Consider the following 11,925-nt stretch of genomic DNA (forward strand, 5'->3'; position numbering starts at 1 on the left):
CACAAGTCTTATTCATCAACCATGACACCGTTTACATGGTCAAATTCACCAATTTTATTAAATTTTTCGTAACGTTTGTTCACAAGTTCATTTTTCTCAAATTTTGTTAATTCTGTAAGGGAAGATTTCAAAGTTTGTCGAATATAACCAGCTTGAACGTCCACATTTCGATGAGCTCCACCACGAATTTCATGGATGACATCGTCAATTAAGGCTAATTCTTTCAAATCAGTTGCCGTTATTTTCATTGTTTCAGCTGCTCGTTTCGCTTCTCCTGCATCTTTCCATAATAATGCTGCAGCACCTTCTGGTGAAATAACAGAGTATGTCGAGTTTTCGAGCATATAAATATGATCTCCTACTCCTAGTGCGAGAGCTCCACCACTTCCTCCCTCTCCTATAACAATACATATAATCGGTGTCCGAAGGCCAGCCATCTCAATTAAGTTTCTTGCAATCGCTTCACTTTGCCCTCTTTCCTCCGCTGATTTACCAGGATAAGCACCTTTTGTGTCAATAAAACAAATCACTGGACGACTAAATTTCTCAGCCTGTTTCATCAATCTTAACGCTTTACGATATCCTTCAGGATGAGGCATACCAAAATTTCGTTTTAAATTTTCTTTTGTATCTTTTCCTCGTTGATGGCCTATAACCGTCACAGGTGTTCCTTCAAATTTTGCAATACCACCGATAATCGCCGCATCATCTCCATATAAACGATCTCCGTGTAGTTCCATAAAATCTGTAAACAATCGTTCAATATAGTCCATTGTTGTTGGGCGTTTACTATGACGGGCAATCTGCACACGATCCCACGGACTCATGTTTCCATATATATCGACCTCTAGTTGTTCTAGTCGACCTTCTAATTTTTCTATTTCTCCTGAAAGATCAATTTCTTTTTCTATAGTAAATGTTTTTAATTCTGAAATTTTATTACGTAGTTCAATAATCGGTTTTTCAAATGGTAATTGGTCTGCCATGAATTTATTCCTCCTTCATTCCAGCTGGCTCATGAATAGCTAAGATCTTTTCCAACGTCTGTTTTAATTCTTTTCGATGAACAACTTGATCTAATTGGCCATGTTCAAGTAGAAACTCAGATGTTTGGAAATTGTCAGGAAGCTTTTGACGGATCGTTTGTTCAATTATACGTCTCCCAGCAAAACCAATTAGAGCTTTCGGTTCAGCTAAATTAATATCTCCAAGAGAAGCAAAACTAGCAGAGACTCCCCCTGTTGTTGGGTGGGTCATAATACTAATAAATAATAAGCCTGCCTCATGAAGGCGATTTAATGCTGTACTCGTTTTAGCCATTTGCATAAGACTAAAAACACCTTCTTGCATTCTAGCTCCTCCAGAAGCTGCAAACATAATAAATGGTTTCTCTTCTTCCACAGCGTGTTGGATAGCTCGACACATTTTCTCACCTACAACAGATCCCATGCTGCCCATTCGAAATCTAGGATCCATTACACCAATGATGACACCCATGCCACCAATTGTACCTCTACCGGTAATAACAGCTTCATTTAATCCTGTTTTTTTGCGATCGCTTGCTGATTTTTCTTTGTAATCTGGAAAATTCAATGGATCTTTTGCAATCATATCTGCATCAAATTCTTGAAAACTTCCTACATCTAGGGTTTGTTCGATTCTCTCTGGAGAAGTAAGACGATGGTGATATTGACATTGATCACACACCATCTTGTTTTTCCTTAATTCTTTAATATACATGATCGATTTACAAGATGGACATTTTGTCATTAACCCTTCAGGAACCTCTTGTTTCGCTTGTTCTGATGGAATGGTTGCATATTTTTTCTTTTTCTTTGTAAATATATCTCTTATCATCATCTCACCTCATTGTTTAAAACGATCCTCTTTGTCATAATAGACCTTCCTATTGCAAAGATTCATCTTCGTTTATAATAATCTAGCTACTATATTTAAACATGTTTAAGGGAAAACAGTTGATCCACCTTAAACCATGTTACAAGCATAAATTTGTTTCATCATACATGTTTCTTCCTACTACTTCAAGCTTGCTACTAGGAGATAGTCGTCATTCCCATGACATACCTTTTTACTGATTCATAGATTTATTCAAAATCGACTATTCTTCAAATGCCTTTCTAGTCGATCAGCTGTTGTGATTTCATTTCTCTGCGAAAGTGCTTCGTAAATTTGTCTATGTTCTTCAATGGAATGGACGGCTCGTCCTTCCCTTGCAAGGGATTCTCTCAAAGCAATTTTGCTATACTCAACTAAAGGACGCCACATATTCAACATTAATTTATTTTGACTACATTCCACTAACGTTTTATGAAAAAGATAATCTTGCTCTACTGGCAATTCTCCTCCAGACCATGACTGCTGAGATTCTTCAATCAAATGACATAAGTAAGATAATTGCTCTTCTGTAGCCCGAAGACAACCAAGTCTAACGGCTTCTACCTCAATAATTCTCCTAGTCTCAGTAACATCTTGTCTTGCTTGTTGATCTTTAAGAAAAAAGCCAGCTAGTATTTCAGCTAACCGGTGGCTTCCAGCTTGCTTAATGAAAGTACCTTCTCCTTTTCTCGTTTCGATCAAGTCTAGCAATTCCAATGCACGCAACGCTTCTCTTACAGATGACCTTCCTGCTTGAAGGCGCTCTGCTAACTCTCTTTCAGATGGTAATTTATCACCTGCAGACAATTGATCTTGATGAATAATTCCTTCTATTCGTTTCAGAATATTCAGATACATTTTCTCGCTTTCACTCATTATCCTTAAGTATCCCTCCCAAACTTAGTAAGACAACCTTTCAACATATGAAAGGTTCTCTTTTTCATTTAGTTCTGAAAAAAGGTGGCAGAACATGCAATGAAAGAGAACCTTTCCTTTTGACCGAATAGCTTTTTCAGCCTAGTCGATAATCGTCAATTCTTTCGTCTTTCTAGCAACACCTTCTGGATCAACTTTCTTTCTGGCTACACCCGTTTCCATCGCTGCGATAGCGACACTTTTAGCAACAGCTGGAGCAACTCTAGGGTCGAATGGAGCTGGAATAACATAATCCGAATGAAGTTCACTTTCACTAACTAGATCTGCAATAGCTTTTACAGCTGCTACTTTCATTTCCTCGTTAATATGCGTCGCTCTCACATCTAACGCCCCTCTAAAAATACCTGGGAAAGCTAAGACATTGTTAACTTGATTAGGAAAGTCTGATCGACCGGTTCCTATCACACTTGCGCCAGCACTTTTAGCATCTTCAGGCATGATTTCTGGAACAGGATTTGCCATCGCAAAAATGATTGGGTCATTATTCATACTTTCAACCATTTCTTTCGTTAACGCCCCTGCTACAGATACGCCAACAAATACATCCGTTTCTTTTATTACTTCTTCTAACGAACCTTCTAACTTAGTTAAATTCGTTACAAGAGCTAGTTCATGCTTTAAATTATTCATTCCGTATGGTCGGTCTTCGTAAATAGCACCTTTTGAATCACATAAAATAAAATGTTTGCACCCCATGCTCATGAGCAACTTAATAATAGCTATCCCTGCTGCGCCGGCTCCATTAACGACTACTTTAATTTCAGCCATTGATTTTCCTGATAACTTTAATGCATTAAGAAGGCCAGCAGCAGTAACAATAGCGGTACCATGCTGATCATCATGAAAAACGGGAATATTCATTTCTTTTTTTAATCGCTCTTCAATCTCAAAACATCTTGGAGCCGCAATATCTTCTAAATTAACCCCACCAAACGTTGGTTCCATTAATTTCACTGTTTCAACAATTTTGTCCACGTCATTTGTGTTTAAACAGATCGGAAAGGCATCGACACCAGCAAATGATTTAAATAATACGGCTTTCCCTTCCATTACAGGCATTGCTGCTTCTGGACCAATATTACCTAAACCTAATACAGCTGTTCCGTCCGATACAACGGCTACCATATTGCCTTTCACAGTATAGTCATATACCGTTTGAGGATCTTCAAAAATTTCTTTACACGGTTCAGCAACTCCTGGTGAATAAGCTAGCGACAAATCATTAGCATTACGAACAGGTACTTTAGATGTCGTTTCAATTTTTCCTTTGTTCACGCGGTGCATATGTAATGCTTCTTCTCTTAGTGTCGTCACTTGCCCCACTCTCCCTTATGAATAAATAATTGGAGTGGTCTGACCACCCCACGAACATTTTCCATTATATCAAATTTCACAGTTCCTTACACCCTTGGTTTTTTAAAATAAACATTCTTATTGCCTAATACACCTTTCAATTTATTAATAAATATCTCCTCGCTAGAAACATTCCACATTTCTGATAAACGAATAGCTTTTTGATTCGATTGATATTTCAAAACGACTGGAACCTCTCCAGGCGTGTCTTGAAGGAGTTTTTTCAACTCTTTTAATTTCCCATTCCTTTCATGTAGTGTCGTAATATATAAATACAACACAGGTTGGTTTCGTTCCTGATGTTTTCTATTTAACGCATCCATTGTTGTACATTTATCTAAAATAATTTTTTTATCTCCTTGATGAACTTGCACTTTCCCTTCCACAAATATCAGTTCTTCTTTTTGTAGTTTTGTCTGAAATTCACGAAACGGTTTAGGAAATATCGTCACTTCCATTTCAGCTGTTTCATCAGATAATCGCATAAATGCCATTTGTTCTTTGTTTTTTGTTTGAATCACGCGAAGATCTTCAATCATACCAGCAACTCTTACTTTTGTGCGATCATCTATTTGCTCTTTTACCGTTGCGATCGTTTTACGATCATAAAGTTTTAATAGGTTGATCTCTTCTTCCATAGGATGCCCAGACGCATAAAATCCTAGAACATCCTTTTCAAATCGAAGGCGATCTTTATCAGATAAACGAGCAACTTCTGTATAAGCTGGTTTCGTTTCTTCTTCAAAAAACAATGGTGCTTGGCCTCTTTCACGCTTTTCTTGCTCTTTCACTCCACATTCCAAAGCATCATCAATCGACGCTAACAATGTAGCTCGGTCAACGTTAAAGTCATCTAACGCACCAGCAAAAACAAGCGATTCTAATGCTCTTCTCGGTAAAAACTTAGTTGGGACCCTTTCACATAAATCAAACAAATTTTCAAACGGTGCTTGATTTCGTATTTCCACTAATTTTTTTACCGTCTGTAAACCAACATTTTTTAACGATGCCAAACCAATCCAAATAGCATTTTCTTTCACTGTAAATAACGTATCACTTTTCTGAATAGAAGGACCAGAAATGATCATTCCTTTTCTTCTTGCTTCAGATATATACTCTGCTAATTTGTCTTGATGGTGGATAGACATGTCCATCAACCCACTTGAAAATTGAAGGGGATAATTCGCTTTTAAATAGGCTAATTGGTAAGAAATCATACTATAAGCCACAGCATGACTTCTATTAAACCCATAATCTGCGAATCGAACAATTAAATCATACACAGTTTCCGCTTCTTCAGATGAGTAGCCTTTATTCCGTGCACCTTTGACAAATTGCACCCTTGTTTTTTCAAGCGTTTCTCGCTTCTTTTTTCCTACTGCTCTTCTTAAAACGTCCGATTCTCCTAAAGTGAACCCCGCCATTCTTGAAGCCACTTGCATGATCTGTTCTTGATAAATTAATACACCGTATGTTGGTTTTAAAATAACCTCTAAATCTGGATGGGGATAAGAAACGTTTTCGGTGCCATGTTTTCTCGCAATGTACGATGGTATATTTTCCATTGGACCTGGTCGATACAATGCATTGACTGCTACAATATCCTCAAAATGAGAAGGTTTCAAGCGACGAAGAACACTTTTCATCCCAGAAGATTCTAATTGAAAAATCCCACTCGTATCTCCTTCGCCTAACATATGAAATGTCCGTTTATCAGACGTCGGTAGATCGTTTATATCTATCGTTTTTCCTTCCGTTTTATGAATCAATTGGATAACTTTTTCAATGAAACTTAAATTTCTCAATCCTAAAAAGTCCATTTTTAATAAGCCAATGTTCTCTAAATCACCCATCGGGTACTGTGTTAAGTACAAGCCATCGTGTCCTTTTTGCAATGGAACAACATTCGTTAAAGGTTCCTTACTAATCACAATACCTGCAGCATGAATAGAGGTATGCCTTGGCAGACCTTCAATGTGTTCAGCAATGCGAAACAGTTCAGTTAAATCTTTGTCCTCTTTTATCATATTTTTTAAAGATTCGTTCTCTTTTACAGCATCGCGAATTTTAATATTTGGACGACTTGGAATCAGCTTTGCGACCCGATCAATTTTCCCTTGCTCTATGTCTAACACTCGCCCGGAATCCCTGATAGCCGCCTTGGCAGCAAGCGTTCCAAACGTTACGATCTGTGCTACATGATTTTTCCCATATTTATGAGCAACATATTGAATCACTTGATCACGCTGCTGATCAGAAAAATCAATATCAATATCTGGCATCGATACTCTAGCAGGGTTCAAAAAGCGCTCAAACAGCAAACCATATTTAATAGGGTCCACATTCGTAATGTCCAATACGTATGCTACAAGAGAGCCGGCAGCCGATCCTCTACCTGGTCCTGTCAAAATTTTCTGGTTATGAGCGTACTCCATAAAGTCTGCAACGATGAGAAAGTAATCTTCATAATTCATATCAGATATAACTTTCAACTCATAATCGAGCCTATCTGTTAACTCTGAGGTCAACTTTCCATATCTTTTTTGTAACCCTTCATAACACTTATCTCGTAAAAACGTATGAGAACTAACTCCTTCCTCAAGGGGAAAGTGAGGTAGTACAGATTCACCTAAAGATATTTCCACACAGCATCTCTCAGCAATTTTTCCCGATTCTTCCAATGCATCCGACCACGATGGTAAAACTTCTTTCATTTCTAATTCACTTTTTAACGTATATTCTTCTGATGAAATATCGTCAGGTAAATGAGAGAGCTGCTCTCCCATCCGAATAGCGTGAAGAACTCGATGAGCATCTACTTGCTCCCTCGAAATAAAATGGACATGGTTACTAGCCACTATTGGTATTTGCTTACGATTAATCCAATCTCGTAATGATAATAATTTTTCCCGCTCTGTTCTCTTCCAATGGTTTTGGATTTCTATATAAACATTTTCATTCCCTGAATAGGAAACAAGTTTATGAAATAACTCACTCCCTTTTTCTTCTATTCCGCTCTCAATTAATTGTTGGATTTCTCCTTCTTCAAAAGGGCTTATGACGATAACGTTCGAAAGATAATGTTCTAATTCATCATAAGTGACATATGGTTCATGATCATTTTCTTTTGTTCTTGCTTTGCTAGTTAGCGATAATAAATCACGATAACCTTGATTGTTTTTTGCAAGAAAAAGTAACCGAAATTTTGGTTTCTCTCGATCGAGTAACAGCGTTCTCGTAACTGCTAATTCAACACCAATAATCGGTTTAATATTATTTTTTTTGCATTCTTTATAAAAAGGAATCACACCATGCATTGCATCAACATCCGTTAATGCTAAAGCTGAATAATTTTTACTCACAGCGTCTTGAACGAGAGCGTTTATTTTCGCACCACTTCTTAAAAGACTAAATTCACTATGTACGTGAAGATGAACAAATCCCATTATATCCCCTCCTTTTTAACTTTTGTTCAATTAACGTATGGTGTTGATTTAACAGTCCTTCACCTTAATTCATACATCCCATTTTAGGATGAGAAATTCTAAATTTATTTATCTATATATTATAACGCAAACACACGTTTGATTCACAGTTTAAAATTGACAGGCATACCTGTCCATGTTTATCCATATTCATTAATATGAGCCTGTTGAATAAGGAGGAACTCTTTATGGATAAAGATTTTATAGCCACACTCGTCATTGATTTTTTCGTAGCCTTTGGTGTGATTATTGGCGGTACAATTGTAGGAGGAATAGGAGCATACCTTATCGGAAAACCTCCTTTATCTATTATGTATGATTTAGCTTCTAGTTTAAAGATATGGGCTCTCGTAGCTGCAATTGGTGGCACGTTTGATGCTATTTCCACATTAGAGCGAGGTATTTTTGAAGGGACACACGCAGATATTTTCAAAACATTAGTTATGATTTTTGCCGCCTTGTGCGGTGCTCATAGTGGAACCGTTCTTATACAATGGATTACTCAAGAGGGACTAAAATGAGAATCCCTCCACTTTATCGCGAAAAAAGCTGGCAGCGGTTTTTCGCTGGCTTTTTCATCGGTTTATTGTTTGGCTGGCTGTTTTTTTTATACCATTTTGGCACAGTTCATGAAAAGCTCGTTATAGAAATTAGTGACCAACAGACAGAAATTGAAAAGCATGAAAAAACAATTGAAATTTTAAGAGAAGACCAAGATGATCAAAATGAAGAGAATCAAAAAATGTTAACTGTTCAAGACATTCGTATTCATTTCATTAATGAAGATGATGTAAAATTGAGCGAACTCACTTTTCATGAACTTAGAAGCGCTGTTGAAAGTGAGCTAGAGGAAGTTCGAAACAAAGATATAGAGACCGTAGCTAAATCAAGCGACTTCATTTTTAAAACAGTTGAAAATAAAATTTTCATTATTAATGATAAAAGGTATCAACTTGAAGTGAAACAACTATCGTTATTTACAACGTTGGAAATGCACGTAATTATTACCTCTGCTGAATGATGAATAAGAAAGACATTTTTGTGAATAATAGTTACAATCCGTTCCCTTATAAATCAAGTTGTTATATAATTATAAGAGATAATTTATATGCTCAATTAAATTGTGAAACATTGAACATGATGTCACGCCTAACAATCTACGTTTTCTCATGAAAATTATAAAAGGAGGCGCTCAGAAATGAAAGTGATCAGTAGAAGTAAAATCGCACGTGAAAAAGTAAAAACAATTCAATCTGGTTACACTGCCTTCGCCGAGACGAAAGAAGTTTCCGATCGCATTAAGCGGGAACTCCACACTTTAGGTATCGAATTTATTGAAGAAACTAGCGACGTTGGATCATGGTTTATTCCTAAAAAATGAGCGTAATAACGCTCATTTTTTTGATTTCTAGTCATTAACTCGAATCGTACTTACATACACAATTCATTCAATTGTTTAATCACTTCATCCGTTTCCGCCCAATCCTTTGCAGATGCGCCAGATGCCATTGGATGTCCTCCACCGTTAAACCTTGCCGCTAGCTCGTGAATTTCCGGACCTTTCGAACGAAGCCTTACACGAATGTCATTCTCTTCTTCCACAAAAAATACCCATGCTTTTAAACCTTTTAACGTAGAGAAACTATTAACAATCGCTGCAGCTTCTTTCGATGTAACATTAAATCGTTGTAGCGTTTCTTTTGATAAATAAACGTAAGCTGCACCTGACGGCATCACATTTACTTCACTCAACACGAATCCCTCTAAACGAAGCAAAGGAAGAGAAGTTTCATATAGGTGATCATAAATTTCAGGACGAGAAAAATTTGCCTCAACTAGTCTACCCGCATAATAAAATGTTTTGCCCGTTGTATTTGGAAAACGAAACCGTCCCGTATCTGCGACAATCCCTGCGTATAGAAGTCTAGCCATTTCTTCATTCAATTTAGATCCTTTTATTTCCATTTCTAAATATAGTTCGAATATCATCTCACTCGTTGAGCTTGCTGTAGGATCCACCCACATTGTTGTGCCGAAAGGCTCCACATTCGGGTGATGATCAATTTTTATCATATCTGCACCTTGTTTGTATCTCTGATCATCCACACGATCTGTATTAGCTGTATCACAAATGATAACCAAGGATCGTTTAAACTCATCGTCAGGTATATTATCCATATGAGCCATGAACGTAAGTGACTCTTCTTCTTCTCCAGCTAATAAAACTTGCTTTTCTGGGAAAAACTCATGGATTAACTTCTTTAATCCAGCCTGTGAACCAATTGCATCAGGATCTGGCCTAACATGTCGATGGATGATAATAGAATCCCACTTTTTAATTTTTTCAATAATATCTTTTATCAATATTTCCACTCCTTAAAATTTAAAACATTCCATTTGCTTGCACAGCCTTTCTACTTTACAATAGTGACGAGTCGTTCGTCATAACAGCTATCATAAAGGAGAATATCACGATGATATTAATTTTTCTAATTTTCGCTTCACTCGTTACATTCGTCTATTATAAAGTACAACAATCCCGTGGAATTAGCTCAACAGAAAAGCGATTTTACTCTTCTAAAGGAAGTATTGCGATTGGGATATTCTTTATTTCATTTGGGATCAATAGTTATATTAATTTGCAAACGTCTATTTCTGCATACATCACGCTTTTATTCGTTATTTTTGGTCTAGTTAACGTGTATTTTGGATATAAACATGTTCGGTTATTATCACCTCATATCAAAGAGGAAAATACTCAATCATAATCAAATATGCAATCTTGAACAGCACCTCTTAAGGTGCTGTTTTATCTTTTCTGTCTTCCTTTATCGATCGATCAATTGAGCCATCAACATCGCTTTTCCAACGATTTGATCTTGATGAAATAACTCCACATCTACTTTTCCAAATTTACGCCCCACTTCTAAAACTTTCGGACGAACTTGCATTAACGTGTCAATTTGCACCGGCTTAATAAAAAATAACGTAATATTTTCCACAACTAAATCGCCTTTTTTGTGTTTTCGTAAAACTCTACTTCCAGCTTCCGTCACAATCGTAGTCATAACTCCATAAGAAATCGTCCCTAAATGGTTTGTCATTTGCGGGGTTACTTCTAGTTGGAAGCAATGCTCTCTAGCAGTAGATACATCTTCAAAGTGACGTGTAACCAAGTCTTCAATGGTATCACCAACTTGGGGCTGGCGTTGCACCATTTGTAGCGCTTTTAATACATCTTGTCTAGAAATAACACCTAATAATTTTTTGGAATTATTAATAACAGGGAGCAGTTCAATGCCTTCCCATACCATCATATGAGCCGCAGAAGCAACAGAAGTTTGACTATTGACAGTTATCGGTTGTTTGGTCATAACTTTTTCAATATCAATAAAAGGACTAACTCCCATGACATCTTTCGCCGTCACAATTCCATGCAATTTCAAATCATTCCCAACGATAGGATAACGGCTATGACCAGTTTTGTTATTTAACTCATGCCACTTTTCAACCGTATGAGAGGTCGTTAAAAAATTTGTTTCTTCGACGGGGATGAGAATATCTTCCACAGAAATGATTTCTTTTTTAATTAACTGGTCATAAATCGCCCGATTGATCATCGTTGCGACGGTAAACGTATCATAACTCGTTGAGATAATCGGAAGCTTTAATTCATCCGCCAGATGCTTGACATCTTCTGTCGTATCAAAACCACCGGTAATTAAAACTGCCGAACCTTCTTCGAGAGCTAACTTATGTACTTGTTCACGGTTTCCAACTATTAATAAGTTTCCAGCCTCTACATAACGCATCATCGCTTCGGCTTTCATAGCACCAATGACGAATTTATTTAACGTTTTGTGCAACCCATCTCTTCCACCTAGGACAGAACCTTCCACAATATTAATGACTTCTGCATATGTTAAACGCTCAATATTTTCTTTTAGTTTCTTTTCAATTCGAATCGTACCTACTCGTTCAATCGTGCTGACTAAACCTTGATTTTCAGCATCTTTAATCGCTCGGTAAGCCGTCCCTTCACTAACATTTAATACTTTGGCAATATGTCGAACGGATATTTTATTGCCTACTTCCAAAGATCGAATATGCTGTAGTATTTGTTCATGCTTTGTCATTATCGGGGTCACTCCCTTTTTATTAAACTGTTTAACTTCACTATCACATCTGTACTACTACAAGTATAAGCCTCCTTGCGCCCTACTTCAAGTTACAATCTAACAATATTGAAAAATGA

Annotated in this window: 11 protein-coding genes; 4 read left to right on the forward strand and 7 right to left on the reverse strand. The window is 37.0% G+C overall.

All coding sequences use genetic code 11. The annotated features are described in order from the left end of the window. Nucleotides 1-8: 8 nt before the first annotated feature. The 5 genes from accA to dnaE all read right to left on the reverse strand — a co-directional run bounded on the left by accA (nt 9) and on the right by dnaE (nt 7,631). Nucleotides 9-986, reverse strand: coding sequence for an acetyl-CoA carboxylase carboxyl transferase subunit alpha (accA, locus tag QDN89_RS09535; RefSeq protein WP_280769900.1), 978 nt, complete (start codon nt 984-986; stop codon nt 9-11). 4 nt (nt 987-990) lie between these two features. Further along, complete coding sequence (gene accD / locus QDN89_RS09540; RefSeq protein WP_280769901.1) at nt 991-1,857, reverse strand: acetyl-CoA carboxylase, carboxyltransferase subunit beta; 867 nt, start codon at nt 1,855-1,857, stop codon at nt 991-993. A 252-nt stretch (nt 1,858-2,109) separates the two neighbouring features. After that, nucleotides 2,110-2,772 (reverse strand): FadR/GntR family transcriptional regulator, encoded by a 663-nt coding sequence (locus tag QDN89_RS09545; protein WP_280769903.1) that lies wholly within the window; start codon nt 2,770-2,772, stop codon nt 2,110-2,112. A 141-nt stretch (nt 2,773-2,913) separates the two neighbouring features. Beyond that, nucleotides 2,914-4,116 carry an NADP-dependent malic enzyme gene (ystJ, locus tag QDN89_RS09550; protein ID WP_280770109.1) on the reverse strand — a complete coding sequence of 401 codons (1,203 nt, stop codon included), beginning with the start codon at nt 4,114-4,116 and terminating at the stop codon, nt 2,914-2,916. Between the two features lie 116 nt (nt 4,117-4,232). Continuing rightward, entirely contained in the window at nt 4,233-7,631 is a 3,399-nt protein-coding gene (gene dnaE / locus QDN89_RS09555; RefSeq protein WP_280769904.1) for a DNA polymerase III subunit alpha, read from the reverse strand. Between the two features lie 227 nt (nt 7,632-7,858). On the opposite strand from dnaE, the gene ytrH reads away from it, so the two are divergent. The 3 genes from ytrH (at nt 7,859) to QDN89_RS09570 (ending at nt 9,051) form a co-directional block, all read left to right on the forward strand. Continuing rightward, nucleotides 7,859-8,191, forward strand: a complete 333-nt coding sequence (gene ytrH, locus QDN89_RS09560; RefSeq protein WP_280769905.1) for a sporulation membrane protein YtrH — start codon at nt 7,859-7,861, stop codon at nt 8,189-8,191. Then, nucleotides 8,188-8,691: a sporulation membrane protein YtrI gene (gene ytrI / locus QDN89_RS09565; RefSeq protein WP_280769906.1), complete on the forward strand. Its 504-nt coding sequence runs from the start codon at nt 8,188-8,190 to the stop codon at nt 8,689-8,691. Before ytrH ends, ytrI begins: the two co-directional genes overlap by 4 nt. A 177-nt stretch (nt 8,692-8,868) precedes the next feature. After that, entirely contained in the window at nt 8,869-9,051 is a 183-nt protein-coding gene (locus QDN89_RS09570; RefSeq protein ID WP_280769907.1) for a YtzJ family protein, read from the forward strand. A gap of 50 nt (nt 9,052-9,101) precedes the next feature. Here QDN89_RS09570 and QDN89_RS09575 read toward each other — a convergent pair whose 3' ends face one another. Beyond that, entirely contained in the window at nt 9,102-10,034 is a 933-nt protein-coding gene (locus QDN89_RS09575) for a DHH family phosphoesterase (protein ID WP_280769908.1), read from the reverse strand. Between the two features lie 110 nt (nt 10,035-10,144). Between QDN89_RS09575 and QDN89_RS09580 the strand changes: the two genes are divergently transcribed. Continuing rightward, nucleotides 10,145-10,438 (forward strand): YtpI family protein, encoded by a 294-nt coding sequence (locus QDN89_RS09580; protein WP_280769909.1) that lies wholly within the window; start codon nt 10,145-10,147, stop codon nt 10,436-10,438. A gap of 60 nt (nt 10,439-10,498) precedes the next feature. Here QDN89_RS09580 and QDN89_RS09585 read toward each other — a convergent pair whose 3' ends face one another. After that, nucleotides 10,499-11,806 carry a DRTGG domain-containing protein gene (locus tag QDN89_RS09585; protein WP_280769910.1) on the reverse strand — a complete coding sequence of 436 codons (1,308 nt, stop codon included), beginning with the start codon at nt 11,804-11,806 and terminating at the stop codon, nt 10,499-10,501. Between the last annotated feature and the right edge of the window lie 119 nt (nt 11,807-11,925).

It is taken from the genome of Salipaludibacillus daqingensis, assembly GCF_029891575.1.
Classification (GTDB): domain Bacteria; phylum Bacillota; class Bacilli; order Bacillales; family Salisediminibacteriaceae; genus Salipaludibacillus; species Salipaludibacillus daqingensis.